Source organism: Microbulbifer mixtoriginis (SeqCode) (genome assembly GCF_052468275.1).
In genome coordinates this window covers 4,267,306-4,293,324 of sequence record NZ_CP174341.1, presented here as the reverse complement: position 1 = coordinate 4,293,324, position 26,019 = coordinate 4,267,306, and the positions used below count along the sequence as shown (strand labels likewise).

Annotated in this window: 25 protein-coding genes and 1 tRNA gene; 13 read left to right on the top strand and 13 right to left on the bottom strand. The window is 44.7% G+C overall.

Annotated elements, in window-relative coordinates:
* The first annotated feature begins 492 nt into the window (after nucleotides 1–492).
* Nucleotides 493–1,299, top strand: coding sequence for a hypothetical protein (locus ACJJIC_RS18865; RefSeq protein WP_445357643.1), 807 nt, complete (start codon nucleotides 493–495; stop codon nucleotides 1,297–1,299).
* A 116-nt stretch (nucleotides 1,300–1,415) separates the two neighbouring features.
* On the top strand, nucleotides 1,416–2,216 hold the full coding sequence (locus tag ACJJIC_RS18860) for a fatty acid desaturase family protein (protein WP_445357642.1): 801 nt from the start codon (nucleotides 1,416–1,418) through the stop codon (nucleotides 2,214–2,216).
* A 40-nt stretch (nucleotides 2,217–2,256) separates the two neighbouring features.
* Here ACJJIC_RS18860 and ACJJIC_RS18855 read toward each other — a convergent pair whose 3' ends face one another.
* Nucleotides 2,257–3,159: a LysR family transcriptional regulator ArgP gene (locus ACJJIC_RS18855; RefSeq protein ID WP_444885796.1), complete on the bottom strand. Its 903-nt coding sequence runs from the start codon at nucleotides 3,157–3,159 to the stop codon at nucleotides 2,257–2,259.
* A gap of 101 nt (nucleotides 3,160–3,260) precedes the next feature.
* On the opposite strand from ACJJIC_RS18855, the gene ACJJIC_RS18850 reads away from it, so the two are divergent.
* Nucleotides 3,261–3,899 carry a LysE/ArgO family amino acid transporter gene (locus tag ACJJIC_RS18850; protein ID WP_252084900.1) on the top strand — a complete coding sequence of 213 codons (639 nt, stop codon included), beginning with the start codon at nucleotides 3,261–3,263 and terminating at the stop codon, nucleotides 3,897–3,899.
* 141 nt (nucleotides 3,900–4,040) lie between these two features.
* Here ACJJIC_RS18850 and ACJJIC_RS18845 read toward each other — a convergent pair whose 3' ends face one another.
* Nucleotides 4,041–5,132, bottom strand: coding sequence for an acyltransferase family protein (locus ACJJIC_RS18845; RefSeq protein WP_445357641.1), 1,092 nt, complete (start codon nucleotides 5,130–5,132; stop codon nucleotides 4,041–4,043).
* 312 nt (nucleotides 5,133–5,444) lie between these two features.
* Nucleotides 5,445–6,329, bottom strand: a complete 885-nt coding sequence (locus ACJJIC_RS18840; protein ID WP_445357640.1) for a DUF4396 domain-containing protein — start codon at nucleotides 6,327–6,329, stop codon at nucleotides 5,445–5,447.
* A gap of 489 nt (nucleotides 6,330–6,818) precedes the next feature.
* Here ACJJIC_RS18840 and ACJJIC_RS18835 point away from each other — a divergent pair, with 489 nt between their 5' ends.
* Nucleotides 6,819–7,469: a class I SAM-dependent methyltransferase gene (locus tag ACJJIC_RS18835; RefSeq protein ID WP_444891040.1), complete on the top strand. Its 651-nt coding sequence runs from the start codon at nucleotides 6,819–6,821 to the stop codon at nucleotides 7,467–7,469.
* A gap of 205 nt (nucleotides 7,470–7,674) precedes the next feature.
* On the opposite strand, the gene ACJJIC_RS18830 is transcribed toward ACJJIC_RS18835, so the two are convergent.
* On the bottom strand, nucleotides 7,675–8,700 hold the full coding sequence (locus ACJJIC_RS18830; RefSeq protein ID WP_445357639.1) for a patatin-like phospholipase family protein: 1,026 nt from the start codon (nucleotides 8,698–8,700) through the stop codon (nucleotides 7,675–7,677).
* Between the two features lie 461 nt (nucleotides 8,701–9,161).
* Between ACJJIC_RS18830 and ACJJIC_RS18825 the strand changes: the two genes are divergently transcribed.
* Nucleotides 9,162–11,108, top strand: coding sequence for an aconitate hydratase (locus ACJJIC_RS18825; protein ID WP_445357638.1), 1,947 nt, complete (start codon nucleotides 9,162–9,164; stop codon nucleotides 11,106–11,108).
* A 72-nt stretch (nucleotides 11,109–11,180) separates the two neighbouring features.
* On the opposite strand, the gene ACJJIC_RS18820 is transcribed toward ACJJIC_RS18825, so the two are convergent.
* Nucleotides 11,181–12,125, bottom strand: a complete 945-nt coding sequence (locus tag ACJJIC_RS18820; RefSeq protein WP_445357637.1) for an alpha/beta fold hydrolase — start codon at nucleotides 12,123–12,125, stop codon at nucleotides 11,181–11,183.
* A 176-nt stretch (nucleotides 12,126–12,301) separates the two neighbouring features.
* Here ACJJIC_RS18820 and ACJJIC_RS18815 point away from each other — a divergent pair, with 176 nt between their 5' ends.
* Nucleotides 12,302–13,021 (top strand): helix-turn-helix transcriptional regulator, encoded by a 720-nt coding sequence (locus ACJJIC_RS18815; protein ID WP_445357636.1) that lies wholly within the window; start codon nucleotides 12,302–12,304, stop codon nucleotides 13,019–13,021.
* A 451-nt stretch (nucleotides 13,022–13,472) separates the two neighbouring features.
* On the opposite strand, the gene ACJJIC_RS18810 is transcribed toward ACJJIC_RS18815, so the two are convergent.
* Nucleotides 13,473–14,501 carry a patatin-like phospholipase family protein gene (locus ACJJIC_RS18810; protein WP_445357635.1) on the bottom strand — a complete coding sequence of 343 codons (1,029 nt, stop codon included), beginning with the start codon at nucleotides 14,499–14,501 and terminating at the stop codon, nucleotides 13,473–13,475.
* A gap of 693 nt (nucleotides 14,502–15,194) precedes the next feature.
* Nucleotides 15,195–15,668, bottom strand: coding sequence for an NYN domain-containing protein (locus ACJJIC_RS18805; protein WP_444888275.1), 474 nt, complete (start codon nucleotides 15,666–15,668; stop codon nucleotides 15,195–15,197).
* Between the two features lie 679 nt (nucleotides 15,669–16,347).
* Between ACJJIC_RS18805 and ACJJIC_RS18800 the strand changes: the two genes are divergently transcribed.
* Complete coding sequence (locus ACJJIC_RS18800; protein WP_152452121.1) at nucleotides 16,348–16,575, top strand: hypothetical protein; 228 nt, start codon at nucleotides 16,348–16,350, stop codon at nucleotides 16,573–16,575.
* Nucleotides 16,576–16,617: 42 nt separating this feature from the next.
* Entirely contained in the window at nucleotides 16,618–16,875 is a 258-nt protein-coding gene (locus ACJJIC_RS18795; protein WP_444885786.1) for a hypothetical protein, read from the top strand.
* A gap of 348 nt (nucleotides 16,876–17,223) precedes the next feature.
* Here ACJJIC_RS18795 and ACJJIC_RS18790 read toward each other — a convergent pair whose 3' ends face one another.
* The gene (locus ACJJIC_RS18790) at nucleotides 17,224–17,655 is read right to left on the bottom strand and encodes a GFA family protein (protein WP_445357634.1); all 432 of its coding nucleotides are present in this window, start codon (nucleotides 17,653–17,655) and stop codon (nucleotides 17,224–17,226) included.
* Between the two features lie 484 nt (nucleotides 17,656–18,139).
* On the opposite strand from ACJJIC_RS18790, the gene ACJJIC_RS18785 reads away from it, so the two are divergent.
* Both ACJJIC_RS18785 and ACJJIC_RS18780 read left to right on the top strand, forming a co-directional pair.
* On the top strand, nucleotides 18,140–18,556 hold the full coding sequence (locus tag ACJJIC_RS18785; protein ID WP_445357633.1) for a hypothetical protein: 417 nt from the start codon (nucleotides 18,140–18,142) through the stop codon (nucleotides 18,554–18,556).
* Between the two features lie 30 nt (nucleotides 18,557–18,586).
* A complete protein-coding gene (locus tag ACJJIC_RS18780; protein WP_445357632.1) occupies nucleotides 18,587–18,829 on the top strand; it encodes a hypothetical protein in 243 nt (80 codons plus the stop codon).
* Between the two features lie 55 nt (nucleotides 18,830–18,884).
* Here the strand turns inward: ACJJIC_RS18780 and ACJJIC_RS18775 are convergent, their stop codons facing one another.
* The 5 genes from ACJJIC_RS18775 to ACJJIC_RS18755 all read right to left on the bottom strand — a co-directional run bounded on the left by ACJJIC_RS18775 (nucleotide 18,885) and on the right by ACJJIC_RS18755 (nucleotide 21,549).
* A complete protein-coding gene (locus tag ACJJIC_RS18775) occupies nucleotides 18,885–19,265 on the bottom strand; it encodes a hypothetical protein (protein WP_445357631.1) in 381 nt (126 codons plus the stop codon).
* 104 nt (nucleotides 19,266–19,369) lie between these two features.
* Complete coding sequence (locus ACJJIC_RS18770; protein WP_445357630.1) at nucleotides 19,370–20,224, bottom strand: DUF2971 domain-containing protein; 855 nt, start codon at nucleotides 20,222–20,224, stop codon at nucleotides 19,370–19,372.
* A 54-nt stretch (nucleotides 20,225–20,278) separates the two neighbouring features.
* Entirely contained in the window at nucleotides 20,279–20,566 is a 288-nt protein-coding gene (locus ACJJIC_RS18765) for a hypothetical protein (protein WP_445357629.1), read from the bottom strand.
* 38 nt (nucleotides 20,567–20,604) lie between these two features.
* The gene (locus tag ACJJIC_RS18760) at nucleotides 20,605–21,081 is read right to left on the bottom strand and encodes a hypothetical protein (RefSeq protein ID WP_445357628.1); all 477 of its coding nucleotides are present in this window, start codon (nucleotides 21,079–21,081) and stop codon (nucleotides 20,605–20,607) included.
* Nucleotides 21,082–21,462: 381 nt separating this feature from the next.
* Nucleotides 21,463–21,549, bottom strand: a tRNA-Leu gene (locus tag ACJJIC_RS18755).
* A 178-nt stretch (nucleotides 21,550–21,727) separates the two neighbouring features.
* Between ACJJIC_RS18755 and queA the strand changes: the two genes are divergently transcribed.
* From queA to secD, 3 genes are all read left to right on the top strand, one after another.
* A complete protein-coding gene (queA, locus tag ACJJIC_RS18750) occupies nucleotides 21,728–22,801 on the top strand; it encodes a tRNA preQ1(34) S-adenosylmethionine ribosyltransferase-isomerase QueA (protein WP_445357627.1) in 1,074 nt (357 codons plus the stop codon).
* A gap of 14 nt (nucleotides 22,802–22,815) precedes the next feature.
* Nucleotides 22,816–23,934 (top strand): tRNA guanosine(34) transglycosylase Tgt, encoded by a 1,119-nt coding sequence (tgt, locus tag ACJJIC_RS18745; protein ID WP_445357863.1) that lies wholly within the window; start codon nucleotides 22,816–22,818, stop codon nucleotides 23,932–23,934.
* A 205-nt stretch (nucleotides 23,935–24,139) separates the two neighbouring features.
* The gene (gene secD, locus ACJJIC_RS18740) at nucleotides 24,140–26,008 is read left to right on the top strand and encodes a protein translocase subunit SecD (RefSeq protein WP_445357626.1); all 1,869 of its coding nucleotides are present in this window, start codon (nucleotides 24,140–24,142) and stop codon (nucleotides 26,006–26,008) included.
* Nucleotides 26,009–26,019: the final 11 nt, after the last annotated feature.

Genomic DNA, 26,019 nt, shown 5'->3' with positions numbered 1-26,019 from the left:
TTTAATCAATGGTCATATGTCAAATGCCTGTTTGTCATTAGAGGTCTGATTGATATCCTCTTGTTGTTAAAAGTTTTTCGCAAAGTCAATTGAGCTTAATTAATTTTAAGCTTGTCATTTTGGGAGGTGCTAATTTCTTGAATAATATATTTTATATGATTGGTGGTTTATATGGGTGGCCCCTTTTTGTGTAAATTGGATCAACAATTAAAGGAGTTCAGTAGTGGTAAGCGATTTGTATAGTGCTTGTCTAAGTAGGGTGTGGGGAAAAGTGTCATCCTATGGGTATGCTTAGGGTGTTTTGTTAATCGCAATGCTATTAGGTGGTAATAAGTGAGAGTGCGATCTGAATACCTGTAGTAATATCCAGGTAATGTTTATGTTGATTTAAATGACTTTTTCTAAAATAAAAATTACAAAGTGTTGTGTGTTGGGTCTGGTTCTGTAATATTACACAAAAGGTATCTCAAGACTAATGACGTAATATTCACTATGTATCAGTTTACCTATGAGCCTACCCCCAAAAATATTCTATTGGATTTGATGGGTGTTAATAAGCGACATGAACTGGCAACCAATCAGCTGGGTTTCATATCTGATGCATTTGATGTTTCCAAAAATAATTTACGGGTGACACTAAATAGATTGGTGGGCACCGGCCTGATCACTCAAAATCGGCGTGGTATCTACAGTTTGACAGAAAAAGCACTGTCCAAACGCGCTTTTATAAACCGTTGGAAAAACAATACCTTTCAATACGATAACTGGGATTTCAGGTGGATAGCCTGCCACCTACCTAAAAGAACAGCACGTGCAGTTCGTAAGAAATCATTAATGGTACTTGAGTGGTATGGATTTGCCGAAGGTCTGGATCACCTATTGGTGCGGCCCAATAATCTCACACTGAGTCATCAAAAATTAACCGACATGCTGATTACACTAGGTCTCGAAACCAATGCGCACTGCTTTGTCTTGCAGGATGTATCGGACACACTGGTTAATCAATGGGGACAAGATTTGTGGGATATTGAACGTTTAGATCGAGAGTATGGTGCCTTGATAGATGCTCTTGAGAGCAGTCTTACAAACCTGGCATCAAAGCCTGTCAAAGCTTCGTTATCTGAAACATGCCGCTTGGGTGGCGAGGCTATCCATCGTTTAGCGACTGACCCTTTACTACCAAAAGTAATCAGGCCACAAAATAAATACCAGGAACTTAAAAGTATTGTACGCAAGTATGACCGTACCGGTCGCAATATTTGGTTGGAACAATTGCAGAAGTTAGGTGTTGACACATAATCACAAAATGGTGACTTGCAATGAATATCCCCCTTAGTAAAGAAGAGGTTAAGCCATTCCTACAGCGCAGTGATGCCAAGGCCTGGTGGATAGTGGTCAGCACTTGGCTCGGTATAATGGGAATTTTTACCATAGCAGCGTTATTGCCACACTGGGCAACTTATATTGTTGCAGTATTTTTACTTGCTGGGCGGCAGCAGGCCCTGGCAGCCATTATGCACGAAACTGGTCATAAAACACTTTTCGCAACTCGAGCCTATAACAATTTTGTTTGTAAATGGTTGTCTTCACCGTTTTTGTTAATGGATGGAGAAACCTATATAAAAAGTCATATGATGCATCACCGCAAAGCCGGTACAGATCAAGATCCAGACCTGCAAAACTATAAGGATTATCCTGTCAGTAAAAAGAGTTTGGTTAGGAAGTTTTCCAGAGATTTTTTGGGGTTAACTGGTTTAAAAGCGAATTTATATTTATTTTTTAGTGGGCGAGACTTACTAAGCCGTAAAAAGCGAGTGAATTTTCAGTTAACCCGAGGTTTATTCGTTAATAGTGTAATGTTTGCCATACTGTGGGCTTTTGGTGTCCCGCAGTTATATCTATTGTGGATTGTGGCTTATCTTACCGTGTATATGGCTATTATTCGGATGCGTCAGATCGCCGAACACGCTGGGGTCAAAGATCTTTACCACTTGGAACCAAAATACAATACGCGTTCGGTGCCTAGGGGTATTTTAGGGCTTCTGTTTGTCAGTCCCACAGAAGGTTTGAGTTACCACTGTGAACATCATGCCTACATGGCGGTGCCCACATATAACCTCAGGGCGTTGCATAAGTTGCTAAAGGATCGTGGTTATTACGATGATGTTGAGCTGGCCAGTAACTATTTCGGTGTTTTGAAACAGGTAGTGAGATGAGGCGTAGCTAAGGTCAAGTATTTATTTGCACCAGTGCTGATTACTGGTGCAATGCTTTATGGGCATACTCAGCCAAAGTATGCGTGATTTCTTTAATTAATTTGGATTTCAAATTCCAAACATGCCAGTACAAGGGGATTTTCAGATGCTGATCTGGAGTCAGCTTGATCAGTTTCTCTTGTCTTAATAAATCCTCCACTTGTATATCTGGTGCCATTCCCCAGCCCAAGCCCAATGTCAGAAAATTGAGGAATCCCTTAGAGGAGGGGATTTCGTGAGACGGGTATTGGCCGGCCTCTATTCCCCAAAACTGCTTTAAGTATCGGCTTTGCAGCTGGTCCTTATAGTTGAATTCAACTGCAGGGGCATAGCGAAATTCATCCACATCGACTGGGTCCGAGAAGTAGTGTGCCTTAAAAGCCGGAGTGCATACCGGGTAGTAAGCCATGTGTCCCAATAGAATGGACTGGCAGCCCTGCAGGTTACTGGTTACCGAACTAATACAGCCAATGACTTCTCCGTTCTTGAGCAGCTCTAAGGTGGCTTCCTGGTCATCGACTTTCAAGTCAACAAGTAGGTGGTGGGAACGAATGATGGGGGTCACGGCTTTAAGGAACCAAGTATCCAGGCTGTCCGAGTTAAGGGCGATACGCACCTTATTTTGGTTGCTATAACGGGTTTTACTGCCCTCCGGGTCTATGTCTGCTAGCAGCTCGTGTTGCAAAAGGTGCATCTGTTGGAAATAACCCAGCACTTTAAGACCGGCTTCAGTAGGGCGCAGTGGTGTTGATCGGATGAGTAGGGCCTGCCCGACTTGTCCCTCAAGCGCTTTGATTCGCTGGGATACTGCAGATTGACTGACGTGAAGCAAAGCGGCGGCCTTATCAAAACTCTGCTCCTCTACCACGAAAGCAAAAGCCTGAAGCTGTTTGAGATCTAACATAAGATATTCTTATGAGGTATCAATATAATTAAATTTACTTATTCTAGCTCGCCTCTTAATCTCCCGCCACTTTCCGACCCGCACACCGCGGGCAGACCCCAATGACCACAGGAGGCAACGTGATTTCGGGTTTGTTGCTAGCCCCTCTAACCAAGGGCTTTATCACTACTATCAGCTTGATCATGGCAATTGGCGCGCAGAATGCTTATCTATTGACGCAGAGTATTCGCCGTCAGTACCACTACAGTATCGCTGCGCTGTGTGTTCTGATGGATATTGTCCTGATCACCAGTGGTGTCTACCTGGTGTCACACTTGGCCCAAGCAGAAGGAAACTGGATGGTCTGGTTGACCTGGTTGGGCGTGGCCTTCCTGATTGGCTATGGTGCTATGGCGTTTCGTTCAGCTTTTACCAATAAGGGGCTAGAGGATAAGAAAGAGTGGGTTAAATCCAGGCGCTCTGCCTTGATTACCGCTGTGGCGCTTACCCTGTTAAACCCCCATGCTTATGTGGATACGGTTGTCCTGATTGGCTCGGTCGGTGCCCAGTACGCAGGGGAAGGTACTTTATTCTTTGTGATTGGCGCTTGCAGTGCCTCGGTGCTTTGGTTTGCGCTGTTATCGGTTGGTGGCAGTATGATGCAGCCGCTGTTTAAGAACCCAAAAACCTGGCGCGTGCTGGATGTATTGGTGGGTATTATGATGTGGTCGATTGCTGCCAGCCTTCTCTGGGCACAGTAGTAAGTTCACTTAATGGGGAGTGGTGGCAGGTAAATTTTATTGGGTCACTGCTCTGATGCATACATGCCTGGATAAAAAACGTTTATCCAGGCATTTCTCAATACCCTCAAGTTAAAAACACTAACTGGTGGCAGCTTCCTCTTAGGCAATGGCCATCTCTTTATTTTCTGTGTTTCTGCTTAAGTGGCGACCCATATTGATAGCCGGCTTCTCAATCAGCTTGTACACCAAAGTACCCAGGGCAATACTCACAAGAGTCGTGGCCAACATATAGACCTCTACAGAATAAGCAGAAAATGACTGTGCCCAAGACTGCTGTATGACCCAATTCAGCCCACGCATCACAATGGGGTGGAATAGATAAACGGAATAACTGATGGTTCCCAATGCTACCAGAATGCGCCATGGCCTAAAGGGTACTAGCAGAACTACAAAGAAAATAGCCAAAGCTATGAGATGCGGTAGGGCAAAGCGCAAAGGGTCTTCGGTGACCGGTTTACCGAGGAAATAAAGAAACAAAACCATCAGCGGAATAGAGAAGGTGCCTGCTGCTGCGAGAATGGCATACCAGTAGTTTTTCTTACTCACATAACTATGTCGGATCAAGGTTCCGCAGAACATAACGGCGATACAGAAAGGAATATAAGTAATAGTGGGAGCCATCTCTGGCAGCTTAATGGGTAATTGTTCTAATAATTGCCAACCTATAAATAGGGACAACCCTCCCCAACAGAAGAGTAGTAGGACCAGGGGGTTAGCAAGTTGCCGTTTGGCAAAAATCAATGCACATAAGCAGTAAAAGATTAATTCAACTGTCAAGGTCCAGTAAAGCCCTTGCACATTATCAAACCCCATTAACCCCTGTAGCATGGTTGTGTTTGCGGCAATAGTGGCTGCAGGATACATCCAGTCGCTGATAAGCCAAGTTAGCCCAAGTGCCATAAATAGCGATGTCCAGTAGGCTGGATACAGACGGAAGAAACGGCGAATGGCAAAGTTCTTTAAGGAGCTTTGAGCACTAGAGAGGCTAAAAGGAATAACAAAGCCCGAAATTAAAAAGAAACAGATTACTCCTATTCGGCCAAAATCTAGTTGGTTCACAAACTCAGCCAGCTCGGTGCCATGTTGGGCGATACTGGAATTACGAATAAAAACTTCACTACTGTGTTGCCAAACAACAAGAATTGCTGCAAGCCCCCGCAGTGCATCAAGGTTAAGTAAACGGCTATTCATAGATTTGCTGTATTCCTTTAATCAGCAGAGGAAAACCCATAGGTTTTAGAATTTATTTCGCTGCTACGAGCAAGCTTGAAATGCTATAAATAGCATTTAAGGCGAGCCGTAATTAAGTACAATGATAAGCCTTTACAAGGCAATTTATACTTAAAATCAGGTCAAGGAAATGAGCCTTATTGCTTAAAGCGAACGGTTCTTAGCTTCCAGAGGACACTGATGAATGAACCGAATCCTACCATAAATCCTCGAATCAGAGGATAATTCAATCTTACTTGCTGATCTTTTCGAGACTGATTATTAAATAAACAGTCAAAACTTCAACGGCACAAACTGATTAGTCATTAGTATCGCAAATAAGAGAAACAGAAAAGTTCCCACTACCCAAAAACTGGATGCAATAAAAGGCAATGTTTGCATTGTCATGGTATGCCCCTCATGTTCGGATTGTGAATCATGGGTGGATGAGGGGATTGGCTGGCTATTCTTGATATCAGGATCAGTTTCCGGTGAACAGAACCCTAGACAGGGCGCAGGACCATCCAGTCCTGGTAGGGTCATGCATCCGTGTTTTAGGTGGTTTTTTACCAGCCAGTAGTTGATGGGATAAGCGATAAAGCCACCGACAATACTTGCAAGGCTCATGCGAAACCAAAATGTGGCATTGGTGGGATCTTCCGATTCTGGCCACAGTGAAGCCAGTATCACCATGGTAGGAATCATTCCCCCCATTACCATATTCATAGAAACCGTTTCAGCAAAAAATGTTTTGCGCACCGCTTTCAAATAGTTGCCCTGGTACATACCCAGCATCATCAACGCCTGAAAAATGAACAGCCCGCAAATGAAGCCAGCAATATACTCAATGGTGGCATCCCAGCCATTGGTGAGACCATAGAAGGGTACAATGGATGCGGCAATAACAATACCGGTGGCATCACCGGCCAGGCAGTGCATCTCACTATTGACACTCTGTTTCCAAGTGGCGCGCGTAAATGCATCGTGGCCACCGGGAAAGGGGCGCCGGCAAGTCAGTAAATACAGAATCAACCCAACAACACCTGTATATACAATAACCAGTATCCACGCCATGCGCTGTACCCAGCTGGTCGGCGCGTTGGTGATAGAATCCCAAACGACAAAGACCACACTTATAGCCGCGAAAATAAACCAGACAAGCATAGCGCCATTTAGCATGCCAGATTCTCTTTAAGGATTATGCCGGTATCTAGTAGTTTAATTGATAGGTGCTGGTTTTTGAGAATCCGGATGAGCATTAGCTGCTATCCACCCACAGCTACATATTTGTATATGTATATACTTTTGCTGCGCTATGGCGTATGCAGGAGGAATACCTTTAGTCTTTATTTTAATCGACATTTAAAACCTCCTAACGAATCCGCTTAACGTTATATATTGAAATTGCTTAGGGTAGTCTATTTTTCACTCTAGGGATTTCTATAAAAGTATTTGCTTGTTTTGGGTGTATTTAGCTAAATTTAATGATGAGCTTTATAAGCTAAGCAATAAAAGATAGCAATTTCTTTATGGCGGCTAAACACTAAGGCAAAACCACCTCGAGAGGACTATTTTTAATCTCTGAATGAATGTCAATTTGTAAGTATCATAAATAATATATTTTGGATATTAATATACATTTTATGATGAATACTAAATGGAGATACAATGTCTAAAGATCCTCAACTAGTCGCCGAACAACTAAGGAAGCCATCTGGCGCCTTAGCTTCAGATACTGCACTGCAGATGAATAAGGCTAATAAAGCAACGAACCTGGCCGCACTAGAATTACTTCGTGTGGTGGATCATGACCATATTCTTGAGATTGGGCCTGGCAATGGTAAATTTGCAGTCGATGTACTTCGAAAAGGTTCTAGCATTCGCTATACCGGAATTGATTGGTCTAGTGAAATGGTTGCGAGCGCGAAAACTCTCAACTCTAAACACATTGAATCGGGACAGATGGACTTTAAAGTTGGAACCTCGGAGAGGTTACCGTTTGCTGACAGTCAATTCGAGAAGGCGATTACTGTCCACACCATCTACTTTTGGGAATCTATCAAAACGCATTTGTCTGAAATACACAGAGTATTGGTGCCTGAAGGAAAGTTTTGTTTAGCTTTTGGTGATAAGTCCTTTATGCAGAATTTATCATTTACATCGTTTGGGTTTCAGCTTTTTGATGAAAGCGATATTCGGACTCAATTAATTGAAGCTGGCTTTAGGGTTCTGTGCTGTGAAAGGCATATTGAATATGGAGAGAGTAATACCGGAGATCGAGTAGAAAAGTTAATAAACATTGTTTTATGTGAGGCCTGAATAAAGAATCATATGAGCTTAACAAGCTTAGTGTTGCTGCCGATTGTTTCTATATTATTCAATTATAAATAGCGGATTAAAGATAAAGAATAGATATGGTTTGAGTATTGGTAAACTCTATAGAAAATTTTTAATGTATGGTCTCTGTTTGACGAGATGCTTGAATGATTATTTATTAATATAGCTAATTTGGTATTGATAGGTATCAATATCTTTGCACATATTGATGGTTATCTTGTGTATTTGTCAGTGTCCGAGCAATGTCATCTAATAAATTATCATAGTACTTTGCATTTCTTTCACCAGACTTCTTCAGTTTTTTCAAATTTTTGGGAGATGCATCATCTAATGCAGAATTCGCATCATAGAGATCTGGCTGAATTCGGTAGTACTTTGTGTTTTCTACGGTTGATGAAATTTGTTTCAGGTAATAATGGGTCATTTGGGCTCCGCCACTTAATGCAATATCTATAGCTGGCCTTGCCCAGTTGAAAATACCCCAATTTTTCGTTTCTTTGTATTTGTAACTTGTTAGCTGCTTACCAGTACCAAGAGACACAATAATCATATCCTTGATCCCACTCACACCGCTAAACTTAATGGCTTCTGAGTAAGCACATAAAGCGGGGTCACTGGCAACCATACCACCATCTACCAGGATATATTTTTTGTTAATTGGTGATAGTGAGTAAATACGTGCGGGTTCAAAGTAGGTTGGTGCGGCGGTGCTGCCTCGTAGTAAATCTCTAACTAGAAAGTCTTCATTTCTCACTAATGCGCAGTGTTGCCTAAAGATAACTTGTTCGCGCTTTTTAATGTCATAGGAAATAAAGCAGGTGGGTTTTAATAGTTCACTAAGCTTTTTTTTTCCAAAATATTTCTTTAATATCTTTTCTAGTTCATGTGTAGAGTATTTTTCTTCCTTGAGGAGTCTCAGCTTATCCAGGTAAGGCCAGATTCCACCATTAAATACCTTGTCTCCTTCTTTAAAATAAATATTAACGGCTTCCTGGGCTGAAAATTTTGGTCTTCCCTCTTCATTAGGGAAAATATAGGCTGCGCCTAATACGGCGCCAGTACTTGTTCCTGCAATGAGGTCAAAAAAATCTCCTATTCTGGCGTCGGGGTTGCCTGATTGCATTTTTAGCTTATGTTCAAGAGAGACTAATATCTCACCAGGCAGTATGCCTCTTATTCCCCCTCCATCAATAGATAGGATTCGGATCGCCACTGTTAACTCTCCCTGGATTCATTCATTGAGTGCAATTGTAGAAAGATAGCACTAGGCTCAATGGTTAATGCCTTCAATGTGAGCGGTGATTAATGCATGTAAAAATAAGTTTCTGGTATTAAAAAATACATGTTGAGCAGTACGGCTGTATTCATAAAATGAATAAGTTAATTTTAAAGAAAACTCACATAGGCACAGGGCGTGAGTTTTGTTGGGTTTGATCACTGGTTTGTCAAAAGGAAAAAGAGAAGGCTATTTTTAATGGCATATTGAGGCTAGTGTGTTTTCGAATTGTCCAAGACCTTAGGTTGTCGGCCCGGCGTTTAATTAATCATGCCAATACAGAAGGGCATTTAGACACACATAGTAACTATCTTGACCCGGACTACAATGAATCAGGCTCAAGAGGCGCCGAAAGTGGAGCTTCTCAGATTAAGGAAATTTGCTCAAGGGTACCCACTATGGCTATGAACCTCGCACAGAAACTGATTAAGAGTCATCTCGTGAGCGGTTCATTGGAACCCGGTAGCCCAATAGAGATAAAGATTGACCAGACGCTGGCTCAGGATGGTACTGGCACTCTGGTGATGTTAGAGCTAGAGGCGCTTGGTTTATCACAAATCAAAACTGAGCTTTCCGCACAGTATGTAGACCACAACCTTCTACAGACGGACTTCAAAAATGCGGATGATCACCTGTTCCTGCAAAGCGCCTGTCGCAAGTTTGGACTTTGGTTTTCACGTCCTGGAAACGGTGTAAGTCACCCGGTACATATGGCTTGCTTTGATATTCCCGGAAAGACGCTACTTGGCGCCGATAGCCATACCTGTGCAGCCGGCTCTATGGGTATGCTGGCCATTGGTGCTGGTGGTCTACAGGTGGCCATGGCTATAGCTGGCGTTCCCTTCGCGCTGAAAATGCCGAAAGTGCTCGGCGTAAAGCTTGAGGGTGAATTGCCGCCATGGGTCAGTGCCAAAGACATCATCCTGGAAATGTTGCGTAGGCAAACGGTCAAGGGGTGTGTGAATAAAATTGTCGAGTACCACGGCCCAGGCCTCGCCAATCTTACTGCTATGGACCGCCATGTAATCGCCAATATGGGGCAGGAGATGGGTACCACGGCCAGTGTCTTTCCTGCCGATCACGCTGTGAAGGCCTTCCTCAAGCAACAGCATCGGGAAAGCGATTATGTAGAAATGAAAGCCGATGAGGGTGCAAGCTATGACGAAGAGGACACCATTAATTTATCTGATCTTGAGCCGCTGATCGCCTGCCCATCCAGTCCAGACAAAGTGATAACCGTACGTGAAGTGGCTGGTCGCCCTATTTACCAGAGCTATATTGGCTCTTCTGCTAACCCTGGGCTGAGGGATTTCGCCATACCAGCGCGTATTGTCGCAGGTCGTCGATTAGCCGACGATGTCTCTTTTGATATCAACCCAACCTCGCGCCAATTGCTAGAGGAGCTTAGCCGGAGTGGCGATCTCACAAAACTACTTGAAGTGGGTGCGCGCTTGCACCAAACAGGTTGTGGCGGTTGTATTGGTATGGGGCAGGCTCCGGCCACTGGCCGTATCAGCCTACGTACTGTGCCACGTAATTTCCCCGGTCGATCCGGCACAGCAGATGACCAAGTCTATTTATGCAGCCCTGAAACCGCCACTGCCAGTGCACTGAAGGGCGTGATCACCGATCCTCGTGATCTGGACATGGACTATCCCAGCTTTAGTGAGCCGGAATATCTGCCAGATATAAGACCTTTACTTCAGCCACCCCAAGAAATCCCTGTAGCCGTTGAGCTGATTAAAGGTCCGAATATCAAACCGTTGCCAAACTTTGAAAAGCTTCCAAACACCTTAACGGGTCCGCTATTACTGAAAGCGGGTGACAACGTTTCGACAGATGAAATACTGCCTGCTGGAGCGGAGATTTTACCTTTACGCTCAAATATCCCCGCCATTAGTCGCTATACATTTTCCCGTATTGATGAAAACTTTTACCAGCGGGCGATAAAATTGAATGGTGACTGTTTTGTTGTTGGTGGTGAAAATTATGGGCAAGGCTCCAGCCGTGAGCATGCAGCGGTATCATCACGATTTCTTGGGGTAAGGTGCATAATTGCAAAAAGCATGGCTCGTATCCACCGCCGTAATCTCATTAATTTTGGTGTTCTGCCACTACTTTTTGAGAGCTTTGATGATTACGATCGACTGGAGCAGGATTCAATCCTTGAGATTGACAAGCCAATAGCACAACTGAAATCAAACAATTCTGTAAAGCTTTTGATTAAGTCATCCGGCGAGAGTATTAATCTGCGCAGTGACTTGTCAGCAGATGAAATCGAAGTGCTAGAGGCTGGTGGCATGATTAATCAAGTACGAGAAAAGTATCTGAGTAACGAGAAATAGTGGGTTTTAGTGCACCCGTAAATTACTCAAATGCTTTAATTAAATACTTTTTATATCGAATAGCCTTTTACGCTAAGAGGCATCCTGTTTTTCTAACCACTTTAGAATGATCTGATTTGTTTCTTCCGGTTTTTCCTGTTGAATCCAGTGGCCGCAGTTGAGACTGACTATATCAACATTGGGGACGAACTCTTTTAAGTTTGGAGCCTTAGGGATCAAGTCTCGATCGCCGTAAATCATAAGTGCTGGCTTTTGGATGGTTGGCTCTACATCTGCCAAGATCTGCCAATTTCGGTCAAGGTTTCTATACCAATTAATACTGCTCATGAATCCTGTTTTCTCAAATGCGGAAACAAAAACAGCCAGTTCGCTATCACTCATTAAGGGCTCGCCAAGTGGCGCTTTTGCTTTGGCGAGATCGATCATCATCATTCCAGGCTCTGGTGGTGCTGGAGGTACGTTCTTGCGGAATATATTGCGAAGGAATTGTGAAGTATTTGCATCTAACACAGTGTCCGCGATGCCTGGCTGTCGGTTAAAGTGAACAATGTAGTAGTCGCTTCCTAGAAATTCTTCCATAAACTCGACCCACGGCTTTTCTGTGCGAGCCTGGTAGGGTAGGGCCATATTTATAACTTTGTTGACCCGGTTTGGATGTAATAGCGTAAGCCCCCAAACTACCATTGCGCCCCAATCATGGCCGACAAAGGTGGCATCTTTGTATCCGTAGTGATCAAGAAGCGCGACGAGGTCACCCGACAAGTTTTCAATACCATAGTCAGTTATATCGGCAGGACGGGATGAATTGCCATAACCACGCTGGTTTGGAACGATAACGTGGTAGCCGGCTTCGGCAAGTACAGGCAGCTGGTGGCGCCAAGAATAGGCATGTTCTGGCCAGCCGTGACAAAGCACAATTGGTTTTCCCGTATTCTGTTGACCTGCTTCAAAGACTTCTAACTCAACGCCGTTGACTGGAATAAGAGTGGGCTTGGGGAATTCGGTTAGATTAAACAATGTATTTCTCCTTTTTTGAGGCTCAACAATGCCTTATGTGCCGGACAGCCCCTTTTCTTCGACTTGGGGCTACGGATGTGCGTTGCAATTTCAGAACTCCTTTGCTGAAAGGAACAGACATAGGCTAAAATTAAATGGTGCCAAATAATGTCACCATTTAATAATATCTTTACAAAATGAGTGTTCGACTTCGACAAGACGCCATCGTGCGCAGCCTTCGCCGAAATGGTACTTCTACGATTGCTGACTTAGCAGAAGAGGTCGGTGTATCCAGGCGTACAGTGTTGCGTGATATTAGCGCACTGCGCGATGAGGGCTTTGTTATCCATTCTGACCCTGGCCCTGGGGGCGGTCTGCAATTAGACCCGCAATCGGTCCAAACCACAGCGCGCCTCTCGGTTGCCGAGGTCTTTGCACTCCTTATCAGCGTTGCATCAATGCGTGCAGCCGGGAATTTACCTTTTTCGGGGCTTGCAGATACTGGGCTTGCCAAAATAGAGAAGGCTTTGCCACCGGACAAAGTACGTGATTTACGCCGGTTTTTAGACTGCTTATATATCGGTAAGCTTTCACCAAAGGTAGACGTATCAAATATTCAGGAAATGGAGCCCGCGTTGCTCCCCACTTTCGAGACAGCCTTTCTCCAGCGGTTACAACTAAGCTTCCAATACCGTGATGCAAAGGGATCTGTAACCAGTAGGGTTGTTGAGCCACAGGCGATGCTGATTTTGCCACCTCTATGGTATTTGGTAGCTTGGGATCCCGCACGCAAAGACTTCCGTCATTTTCGAATGGACAGAATCAGTAATCCGGAATACCTTAAGGGCAAAACATTTCGACGCCGACATGTTTTATTCGAAGATAGTGTCTCTCCAATTCAGGATTTACCTCGTTAATCTTCACTAGTTTATAAAGCTGATCTTTAGGTTTTCGTATATCTTCATTATAAGAGGAAAAAAGGTATCTTTCGTCAGAACATTCTCAATAGATCTGAAAGGGGTTTCAATATAAAGTATATTGGCTATTCATATTAAGGTTATATTTTACTCTTAATTGTATATTTTTTCAGCAGTTTTAAACGCTCTAGTTTGAAATTTTGCTGATGAATCTTGTTTATACCTTTTAATTATGATTACAACTTCAGAGATAACTTTGACAGTGATTGTTTTCAAGCTCACGAAAGGTAAGGCTAATATTTAACGATCAAGGATTATTGGTTATCTTTGTTAGATGATTTTGTAAGTTTTATATTAAATAGGATGCCTTAGTAATCTACGATTATCTAGCAAAAATCAAAAGATAAATATTTAGTATAAATATAACATTTAAAGTAGCTTGTTTAGACCATCACTTGTGATATGGTATATATTCGTGAGGCTTATTAGGTGTAACTAGTATCTCAGCTATCTCTTCTAATACAGAGTCAAATTCATCAGCATTCTTTTTTCCAGCTTCTTTTAGGTTGTTTAAGTTTTCTGGGGTGGCACTGTCCATTTCTTTTTCTGCGTCGAACAGCAGAGGTTCAATTCTATAATATTGTCTACCTTTTACGGTAGAGGCGATTTTTTCCAGATGATAGTCAGTCATTTGTGAGTTACCATTAAGTGCAATGTCAACTACAGGTCTTGACCATCCCAAAATCCCGTAATCTTTTACCTCTTGATAATAGTATTCTCTAAGTTTTTTACCTGTTCCGAGAGAAACAATTACCATATCTTCAATCCCTCCCACCCCACTAAACTTTATTGCTTCGGAGTAAGCACATAAGGCTGGATCGTTGGCGACCATACCGCCATCCACTAGGACATATTTTGTCTTAAATGGTAGTTGTGGGCGGATACGTGCTGCTTCAAAATATGTTGGTGCAGCGGAACTTCCACGCAGTAGATCTCTTACCAGGAAATCCTCACTTCCCGTTTTTGCGCAATGTTGCCTGAAAATTATTTGTTTGCGACTTTTAATGTCATAGGAAACAAAACAAGTTGGCTTTAATAGCTCGCTCAGTTTTATTTTTTTGAAGTAATATTTCAGAACTCTCTCTAGTTCATGTGCGGAGTATTTTTCATCTTGAAATACCCGCAATAGTTTAATTTTTTGCAAGGGTCTGACTTCAAATATATCATCTCCCTCTTCAAAATAGATATTGGCTACTTCTCGAGCTGAAAATTTAGGTTTTCCTTTCTTGTTAGGACAGATATATGCAGCACCGAGTATGGCACCTGTACTTGTGCCGGCAATGAGATCAAAATAGTCGCCGATCCTGGCATCTGGATTTTTTGATTCTTTTTTTAGTTTTTCCTCAAGAGATACCAGTATCTCGCCAGGCAGTATTCCCCTGATACCCCCTCCATCGATAGATAGGATTCTCATAGTCATTATCGACTCTCCTCTACCCTGACACTTAGAGGTTATCTTTAAAAACATAGCACTTGATTGATCGGTTGTTGTTTTGAAGGGTCAAGCTTTTTATGAGTTCTTATAATTAGTATAAATATCAATATGTTATGGATATTTGTGAGTTAAATAAGTAGTTGTCAAAATGGAAAAATATACAAGCACCCAGACCTTGGGTTGATTATTGGATAGATAGAAAGGTTTAAGTAAGTACAAAATTGACTGATAGGTTCTTTTAAAGCTCTCATTGTAAGTCAATTAGGTTTTATGGCTTACTAGCTCGAAAAGCCTGAGCTTTTTAAATTGGGGGAGAACATCTACAGATCTGGTCGATTCCATCGATTTTATTCTATCAATGTCTAGGGTGTTGTCATGACGCTGGTAAATAGTAGTTATACTGACTTGTGCATTTGAGAAATCTTTAATAACCAGAAGTGCAGCGGTATATCCTGAGGTTAAACTGTAGAGAGGCTGCCACCCTAAGTCATTAAATAGGGTCTTATAGGTATTTGAATCACTACTGCTGGTAAAAGTGTATAGAGGAGTATCAGCGCCCGCATTAAATTTTCAAGTTAGTACTAAGCTCCTTGCTGATGTTTGGCTATGGAGCTTGTGCTGTCGTCCTATAGATGCATATTAGCCTATAAAAGAGCCGTATACTTAGATAGATAGTTGTTAAAGTAAAAGTTTGTTATCAATTGGAATAAATTTACTTGCCGCGTTGAATAATGTGGCAGCGGTCAACTCTGGTACGCCATATACTTCAACCTTTTTGTCTCTATCTAATCTGAGCTTATGCACAAGAATATCAAAGTCACCATCACCTGAAACTAAAACTATAGTGTCTACTAAGCTTGAATATTCCATCGCATCTATCGTTATCCCCACATCCCAATCACCTTTGGCGGAACCATCGGACCGTTGAGTGAAGGGTTTTAGTTTCACCTCAAAACCGATAGATCTTAAGATATTTTGAAATTGATACTGTTTTCTATCGCCACGGTCGATGGCGTAGGCCACGGCTTTTACAACTTTCCTTCCATGAGTTGCTTCAGACCAAAACTTATTATAATCAAAGTTTCGTTTATGGATTTGCCTGCATGTGTAATAAACATTCTGCACGTCAACAAGAATGGCAACCTTTTCCATTTGATATTCCAATAATGTTAAAAGCCTGATACTAAAAATAGCGATATTAAGTGTTATTGCTTAAGTGGGTACTTTATGTTGCTCGCCTTTCATTTTCAAGTGACAATTGTTAGTCAATACTAAATTTTGAATGTTCTGGATTATAAAAACAGGCTATTAAAAATGACAGCATGTATTGGCAAAACGATGGTATATAAAACCAATGCTGTGCAAACTGAACGCTTGGAATGCCTTCTACCCTTAGTGAATAATTTTGCTGATTGACCAATTTGGTGCTATCTACTCAATGATATAAAACAAGATAAACTAGTAAGCGCTTAAATCTAGTCCAGTATGGTTATTCAGGCCATATTTCAGAAAATCTGTTTCTCTTAAGAAATAGAGTAGCGTTGAATGGAGTTCAGTCTCCCTTGACTACTTGTAATTGGTACAGGGCTACCTTTCTGAACGACCAATTTTTAGTGATGTTATTTAGCGGTTTTTCGTCGTTTTGACAAATCCCAGTTTATTCTGCGACTCATTCAGACCTCAAAAATCTTCAAGACACCACTTTGTGATAACAGGTTGATTTTTAGCCTATTCAGGGCTCATTAAGGGTGTTGAGTCCATTGTGGGTTGACAAAGCAGGATCACCATATCTTATACTGTATGCATGTACAGTAGTTTGGTAAGGGTGGTCATGGGAACCAGAAGCATCATTTTCGACGGAGAGCCTGTCCGGATTTGCCGGTATCGCTCGGATTATGACAACCGAGCAATGTATGCTATCTGTATGCTGAATTATACGAAGTATGTGCGCAGCTTTTCAGTTTCTGTTGGTGTAAATCTGCGCAAGGAGTTGGATCTGACATTGACGCAGATGCGGGAAGTCGAGCGCAGTATGGATTGGCTGGCAGCCCCTGCATAAGGATGTAAGGGCTTAAGCAGTTTTATCGAAAGGAGATAGATCATGGGAAGAAAGATCAATCGATTCGCAATTTTTGCCGAACGAATTCATTTGATGAATGGCGGTGCAAAAAGTTTTAGGGATTCTGCACCTACAGAGGAAGCCGCCATGGATCTGGCAGAAGAAATTGCTAAGTCTGAAAAAGCGGTGTTTTATTCTTGGCTGCAAATTCTCGATATTATGACTGGTAACTATACCGAGTATTCAATCAAGACCGGTGGGGTGTTGGAGGAAAGAGAGTGTCCGGATAGTAAAAACTGAATAGCTAATTAATGACACCCTCTGGTTTCAGTCAAGTTGGATAAAAGTGAAGAGGGCATCATAGAAGAAGGCATCATAGAAGGGAGCCTTAACCGTTGCGAGAGTGGCCGGGGAAATCCTTTTCCTGAGAGATTGTTTTACTGCCAAAAGGCTATCAGCTATGTTGTTTGCACTGTTTCAATTTGAGCTGTCACTAAAGTCGATATTATCACTTAAGTGTCAGCTCATTGACTATTGCTACCTAAATTGATTGTTTTTGATCAGGTAGAGATTGAGCCTACGATCAAGGGATTATTTGCCTTTCATCTTTTAGATTTGGGGTTTTCTCTCAGTCAAAAAAATAATAATTTATTTGTAGTCATTGACAAGCTGCCCATTTGATGATCCCTTGAATTGAGGGTGTTCGTCATCAATTTCGTAAAAATCAGATTTTTCGCCGGTGAAAATATGCCCCATTGTTTTCAACCCAGTTGGGCCATCTAGTGATCCTGCAATAATTCCAGTAGCATCGAGATTAAATGGTTCCCAGAATAGGCTTGATCCACATTGCTGGCAGAAACCTCTGCGGGCTACTTCTGATGTTTTATACCACGCCAGCCCGTCATCTTTTGTTATCTTAATATTGACCTTGCGAGCCTTTGTGTGAGGGCCGAAACTTCCATGTAGCTTTTGACACATACTACAATGGCAGTTAACTACGTTGCGTAGTGGCCCTTTAACCTCATACCGCACAGCTCCACATAAGCAACCACCGGAAGTAATTGAATTCTCACTATTCATATATTGAGCCTGTAGATGTAAAAGTGGACTTAAAATAAGAATCTAAATTAAGTATGCTTTTTTATTATCGACAAGATGATTTGTTTGAATCATAAATGCTGATCACACAACGTGATGTAAACATAAATGTTGTTAGCTTGGCTAGTTATTTATCCGTCCTATGTCGATATAAATTACGAGATGGTAGAGGTTTTCATTTGATTTCTTGCCTGTTTTTTTGTACCGCTATCACTGCACTATGCACAATGGCTGATGAGCCATTTGTTCGTACGGTGTTATCGCACGGGGTAGGGCCCCTAGCACTCGACCGTAGAGTTTAATGTGGCAGCAATGCGACTCAGTGTGACTAAAAGTGGATGACAGCACAGACTGTAGCCGGGAAACCCACGGGGATATACGCGAGAAATTATTACACGGAATTACAGAGGCCGCCGAAATAAAGACAAGCTGTGAAAGCGAGCACCGACAAGTCCATGAGCATTCCGTGGAAGAAATGGCCGGCGTAAAAATAATTGAATTTCTTGGAGCTTTACGTTTCTTATCTGCTGGTGGCCTGAACTTGTCAGCCCTAGACAATCTAAATATTACAAGCGGCAGTGATATTAATATTTCAGTGGGGCGCGACTTAAAAGAACAGATGGGAAATATTCGCGAATCAGTGGCCAAGGTCCGCCAAACCATCAAAGTAAAAGACGGCGGCAAGGTTTGGTTAGGTAGTGAATCTTTAAATGTGCTGAAGGTATTAGAAGATTTAATCGGCGTAATGTCGGCCCTGGCCGGAACACTCGCTACACACACGCACCCCAGTAATGGCAAAAAACCAGACCAGGAGGCGGCAATTAATGGGCACAAGAGCAGTGCGGATAGTTTGAAATCTCAGCTTAGCGCGGTTCGGGCTTAAGCTGGTTATACACTTAAAAGGAGAGAAGTTATGAAAAACAGAGTAAACAGGTACGCCATTTTCGCCGAACGGGTTCACTTGATGAATGGCGGAGCTAAGAGCTTTAGAGGTTCCGCACCTACAGAAGAAACGGCAATGGAGCTGGCGGAAGAAATTGCGAAGTCTAAGAAAGCGGAGTTTTATTCTTGGTTGCAGATTTTGGATGTTGTGACCGGAAGCTATACCGAGTATTCGATAAAGTGGGGTGGGGTTTTAGAGGCAAGGGTAGTATAAACCTACCCTTGCCTTGATGGCTGTTGGATATAGTGTAGATTACATTTCGTTTTTACTATAAATTCTGCGGGCCTGGTAAGGGGTGATTTTTTATTAACCCCCATTTTCCATCAGTCTCTTCTGATCCTCTAGCGCCAGAAATAAAGAGGAGCCGTTTAGTCTCCTCTTCAGATGCGCCAATTACTGCACTCAGTACAGATAGGCTTCTCCATTTTTGTTCAAATCTATCATCATCGAGCATCTTTTTTAGCAGGTCGATACGTTGGTTTTCTAGTTTTTTTTGGGGGCCTTCCTTTAGCTGGTGTAAAATAAAATTTCCCAGAAATGTCAAAAGAGAGCCGACAATTGCCCCGCATAAGCCTATTAAGGCAATCCAGAATTTTGAGTCCGAAATAATTTTATTTGCAATTTCTGATGCAAGTTGTGATTCATTCATTGCTAATATTTACTTTACAATAGTGTCATGAATAAGTAATTGTGTAAGGTGCGACTTGCCTAGCTGAGGGTTGATTGATTGAAAAAAATTTTAATCGGTGAACTCTATCTTGGGGAAAATCCAAGCATGTATTCATCTTCATGAATTTCCACATCAAAAATTTTTATGCCTTTTCGCTTGGCCTCTACGGTTGAGATGATCTCTTCTCGATCCGTTGATGGCATTTTTTCAGCGATGTATATTGCCCTAATGCTCGATGGGTCATAATAGTGTTTCCCGCGATTTTGAGAAATAAAGCGAACTTCATTCTCTATCATCCAGTTTTGCTGCTTAACGTAGAGCGCCTTTAGTATTTCTTTGGCTGCCTCTTTATCGCCATTTAAATAGTCCTGCATGAAAGTCTTTAGGTTTAATGTAGGAAGGGTTCCAACTTGAGGGTACTTGACAGGGGCAGCGTTGAGCATTATTGAGTTCATGGATTGAATTGTGTCTTTCAGTCTATCAAAGTCGAACTCAATACAATAACCTTCAAATTTGTTTGCGTAGTGTGACCACATTTGTATATTGTTTAATGGAGAAGGAAATTCATGGTCATCTCCGGTTTGCGATTGTGAGAATACAAAATATCTACTCCTATGTGATTTTTGGATTTTTTCAAATTCTTTTTTGGCCCACGAGTCGACAAATTGAGAGAATGGAATACCTTTAACTTCTTCATATTCTCTGTAATAGCTGTCGGCCTCAGCTTCCGGGGAGGCCTCCTTTAGTGGGCGCTCGGAGAAGCATTTTGTTAAGAATTTCAGTCTTAATTCATCATTGATGTCATCTGTAATAAATTGGACTTGGCCTTCAAAGGGGTCATTGAGACTTTCAAAGTCAGCAAACCATACATAATTTTCATGCAAGGCGTTAAGGTCATCTTTATTTCCGAACCTAAATTTAAAAGTTCTATTGATCATTCACTTTTCCCTTGAATACTTAGTGGTTTTACGCCAGTGGGGGATTCATGGTATTTATGCATGATTTCCATGGTTTGATCTACGAATAATGTAGGTTTCATGTCTGATCTTTATTTCTTTGTATCCGTATATGAAATTGACCAAAGGAGTTCCATAGCCAATCAGTATGGTTGCCACTTTCATTCCAGGACTAGGAGCGGATGCAAATATAAGCTCCAGCCCTCCAAAGAAAATAAGCCATGTGACGCTAGCTAAAGTTAAAATTACAGATAGGTGGTTTTTAACTAGTGCTGCTTTGAGAAATTCTTCTTTTTTGATTAATTTGAAAAATAATTTTCTCATAGAATGGCGTTTTGCCTTTTTGTTTTTTGTTAATTAGGTTAACTAATATGCTTGTCGGCGTGCTGGCCTACCCTAAGATTTTGATGGGGAAGAAAAGCCGTTATTGCCAAATACTTTCCGGCGGAGGGGTTATAAAGTTGGATATCTATTATTATTCTATCGGCAACACGAGCCGTGGTTACAGTGTGATGCTCCCTTGACTGTATATATTTTTCGCTACCCCAAAGACAGGTTGCTTGTATTCCCTCTTCATTCATTAAAGAAGTAACTGCGATTTTTTGTCCAAGGTTTGCTCCAGGTATTATTATTTCACACTTGTGAGAAGGGGACTCACCAACCACAATCAGGATGCCATCATCACTGTTCCTGGCTTCCATAATACTTAGCTGGTCTGGATCAATTTCTATTAGGTTATCTGCTGTTGGGTAGATTTCATTTCCCTTCATAGCATCCTGGCAGCCAGATAAAGTCACCAGGCAGGCGCCAACCTTCAAAAACCCTTTAAAAATTCGCATAACCAGCTCCTTCTGATTTCTTGTGGTTAATAATTGTGCAGTAAAAATTGCCGCCGGTCACTCCTCCCCACGCCTGCCGATTTTGGGCGCTCTTTTAGTTGGTGAAATGAGATCGTCGGCCCAGGCCTGAGTTAGTGCGGGGTTTGTGGATGCTTTGGATTTCACACTTTGAAGAGATGGGAAGAGAAATGAAGAGGAGTTTCATAGGGGGAAAGCAATAAATGGATGGTGTCCACATGTGGGCGGGGGAGAGACAAAAAAATCCTGTGTGGACACAATGTGGACACTTTAGAGCTTTTAAGCGCCATTCTTCAAAATTGAGGGAAGGTAAGTCAGAATTAAAAAACCCGCGAAAGCTAGGGCTGACGCGGGTTTGAGAGATGGTACCAGAGGCCGGACTCGAACCGGCACGCTTTTAAGGGCGGGGGATTTTGAATCCCCTGTGTCTACCAATTTCACCACTCTGGCACTTTCGCTGCTCGACCTTGGGGTCGGTGCGAAGAGGGCGTGATTATAGCAATGCTTTGGTCTGGGTCAACCAGTGATTTCAATAACTTAGCGCATTTTCTGTCGTCCCAGTTAACAGCTCCTAAAATTTCCTATAACCTTCGCGACCTCTCCATAGTTTCTAGATTTCCAGGATTCCATGCAGCGTCAGGACTTTGACTTTCATCTGCCCGATGAGCTGATCGCCCGCGCGCCTACTGAAGAGCGCCGTGGCAGCCGTCTTTTGTGTCTGGATGGGCCCAGCGGGGCCATTGCACATCGGCAGTTCCCAGATATTCTCGACCAGGTACAGGCAGGTGACCTGATAGTCTTTAACGATACCCGGGTGATCCCGGCGCGTTTGTTCGCGCAGAAGGAGACCGGCGGTAAGTTGGAAATCCTGGTGGAGCGGGTGCTCAACGAGACGGATATCTGGGCCCATGTGCGCTCCAGTAAGTCGCCTAAGCCCGGTTCCACGATCGTCCTTGAAGACGGTACCCGTATAGAGGTGACCGGCCGCAAGGATGCGCTATTTGAATTGTCCTTCCCCAAAAAAGAGGGTGTGCTGGCGATTCTGGATCGCCTCGGCCATATGCCGCTGCCTCCTTATATTGATCGTGAAGACGATGCCAGCGATCGGGAGCGCTACCAAACAGTGTACGGCCGCAATGCCGGTGCAGTGGCCGCGCCGACGGCGGGGCTGCACTTTGATGATGAGATGATCGGTGCGCTGCAGGATAAAGGTGTCGAGGTTGTCTTCGTTACCCTGCATGTGGGTGCCGGTACTTTCCAGCCGGTGCGCGTAGACAATATTTACGAGCACCAGATGCACAGCGAAGTGCTGGATGTTTCCCAGGATGTGGTGGATGCGGTAGCCGCTTGCCGCGCGCGCAATGGCAGTGTGATTGCGGTGGGTACCACAAGCGTACGCGCGCTGGAAAGTGCGGCGCGCAGTGGCCAGTTACAGGCCACCGTGGGAGAGACAGATATCTTTATTTATCCCGGTTATGAATTCCAGGTTGTGGATAAGTTGGTCACCAACTTCCATCTACCGGAATCCACCTTATTGATGCTGGTGAGCGCCTTTGCCGGGTACCAGCATACGATGGCCGCCTATAAGGCCGCAGTTGAGGAGCGTTACCGCTTCTTTAGTTACGGCGATGCCATGTTTATTACCCGCGATCCCAATGCCAAAAAAGAAGAAGTCGCACCAGCGAAAGGAGATACCCAGTGAGCCGCGAATGTTTTATGCAGTTTGAAGTGGATAACACTGATGGCAAGGCCCGTCGCGGCCGCTTGCGCTTCCCTCGCGGTGTGGTGGAAACCCCGGCGTTTATGCCGGTGGGCACTTACGGCACCGTGAAAGGCATGTTGCCGAGGGATATCGAAGGGATCGGTGCACAAATTATTTTGGGCAATACTTTCCACCTGATGCTGCGCCCGGGTACCGAAGTGGTTAAAGCCCACGGCGATTTGCACGATTTCACTCAATGGTCCGGACCGATCCTCACCGACTCCGGCGGTTTCCAGGTGTTTAGCTTGGGTGAGCTGCGCAAGATTACGGAGGAGGGGGTTTCCTTCCGCTCGCCGATCGATGGCAGTCCGGTATTTCTGGACCCAGAAGAATCCATGCGCGTTCAGCGGGACCTGGGTTCCGATATTGTCATGATCTTCGATGAGTGCACGCCTTATCCGGCCACCACTGACGAAGCGCGCAAATCTATGGAGTTGTCCCTGCGTTGGGCGGAGCGCTCTAAGAAGGCCCACGGCGATAGCCCATCGGCGCTGTTCGGTATTGTACAGGGCGGTATGTACCCGGAATTGCGCGATGTGTCCCTGCGCGGCCTGACCGAGATTGGTTTCGATGGCTATGCCATTGGCGGCTTGTCTGTGGGTGAGCCGAAAGAAGAGATGATCAAGGTACTGGATCACCTGGCGCACAAGATGCCGGAAGATAAGCCGCGCTACCTGATGGGCGTGGGCAAGCCGGAAGATATTGTCGAGGCGGTGCGTCGCGGAGTGGATATGTTCGACTGCGTCATGCCCACGCGCAATGCGCGTAACGGCCACCTGTTTACTTTCGAGGGTGTGGTGAAAATCCGCAACGCCAAGCACCGCCACGATACGGGCCCCTTGGAGAAAGAGTGCGATTGCTACACCTGCGAGAACTTCTCCCGCGCTTACCTGCATCACCTGGATCGCTGCGGTGAAATTCTCGGTGCACAGCTGAATACGATTCACAATCTGCGTCACTACCAGCGCCTGATGCAAAAGCTGCGCGATGCTATTGCCGCCAACGAGCTGGAGGCGTATGTCGCGGAGTTCTACCGCGGTCTGGATCGTGAGGTGCCGCCACTGCAGGCCTAGTCCTGTCGCACATTTATCCTATCTGGGGCACAGTCGATCGCACGATTGTGCCCCTGTCATTTGTCCGTTCATTCGATCCCCGTATAATCGCTCCCACTTTTGTCGGCGGCTGTGCACCTTGCAATCTGTGTACTGCGCCCACATATCGTGGCAGATTGCCAAGATTTACCGGCCCTCGGGGTCACACTAGAACAATGAGAACAGCATGAATCGCTACCCGATCTGGAAGTACTTTCTGATTCTCGCGGTTGTGGCCTTCGGCCTGATCTACGCCGCGCCCAACCTCTATAAGCCGGACCCTGCGGTGCAGATTTCCGGGCAGTCCAGTGCCATGGAGATGGATGAAAATGTCCTCTCCAAGGCGCGCAAAGCCCTGGATGACGCGGGTATCGCCCACTTTGGTGGCGAGGTGGGTGATAAGGCGATTTTGATCCGCCTCGAATCCATCGATCAGCAGCTACCTGCCAAGCGCGCGATTCAGGAGGCCCTGGGGCACAGCGATTACGTGGTTGCTCTAAACCTGGCGTCTACTACCCCCCAGTGGCTCAGTGATATCGGCGCCAGCCCCATGAAGCTGGGTCTCGACCTGGCCGGTGGTGTGCACTTCCTGATGGAGGTGGATACCAACACCATCGTAAAAACCAATATGGAAGGCTATGTGCAGGATGTGAAAACCAAACTGCGCGCGGCCAAGGCCCGTTATCGTAGCGTTAACCTGATCGACGATCGCGAGATTGTGGCGCGTTTCCGCAACGAGGAGCTGCGCAGTCTGGCCCTTTCCACCATGCGCAAGGAATTCCCGCAGTTGCAACTGCGCGAGACCGGCAGTGGCGAGAATCTGGAAATCCGGGCCACCTTGTCCGAGCAGGAGATTAAGCAACTTGAGGACTACGCGGTTTCCCAGAACCTCACCACCCTGCGCAACCGGGTGAACGAGCTGGGTGTGGCCGAGCCGATCGTACAGCGCCAGGGGCGCAACCGTATTGTGGTGGAGCTGCCCGGTGTTCAAGATACTGCCGAAGCCAAGCGGATTATCGGTAAGACCGCCAACCTGGAATACCGTATGGAGGCCCGCCCCGATGAGCTGGTCACCAACAAGGAGTACTTCGAGTACCGCAGCGAGCGCCAACAGCAGATGTACGGCGGCGCCTGGCTGGAGCGCAAGATCATCATCAAGGGTGACAGCGTAACCAATGCGCGTGTCGGCTACGATGAGAGCGGTCTTCCCCAGGTGAATATCACCCTGGATTCCCGTGGTGGTGAGCTGATGCACCGCGCTACCTGGAAGAATGTCGGCCGCCGTATGGGCACCCTGTTTATCGAGACCCGTTTTACCCCGCAGACCAAAACGGATGCCGAAGGCAATGAGATTGTCGAGCAGGTTAGAACTGAAGATAAAAAGATTATCAGCCTGGCCACCGTGCAGAGCGCCCTGGGCAAACAGTTCCGTGTAACCGGACTGGACAGCCCGGCAGAAGCTCAGGAACTGGCCCTGCTGCTGCGCGCCGGTGCGCTGGCCGCTCCCATGTACTTTGTGGAAGAGCGTGTGATCGGCCCGTCCTTGGGTGCGGATAACATCAAGGTGGGTGTGCAATCGGTACAGATCGGTCTACTCGCAGTCATTATTTGTATGCTGATCTCCTACCGGGTATTTGGTCTCGCCGCCAATATTGCCCTGGCGGTCAATATGATTCTGCTGGTGGCGGTGATGTCGATTCTCGGCGCCACCCTGACGCTACCCGGTATCGCCGGTATCGTATTGACGGTGGGTATGGCGGTGGATGCCAACGTGCTGATCTTCTCGCGAATACGGGAGGAGCTCAGGAATGGGATGCCTCCCCAAACGGCGATTAGTGCCGGTTTCGATAACGCCTACAGCACCATTGTGGATGCGAATATCACTACCCTGATTGTGGCGGTGATCCTCTACGCTATCGGCTCCGGCCCAGTACAGGGCTTCGCGGTGACCCTGTCTATCGGTATTCTCACCTCTATGTTTAGTGCCATCATGGGCACACGCGCAATCATCAATTTGTTCTACGGCGGTCGCCGTGTACAGAAACTCTGGATTTAAGGAGGCTGGCC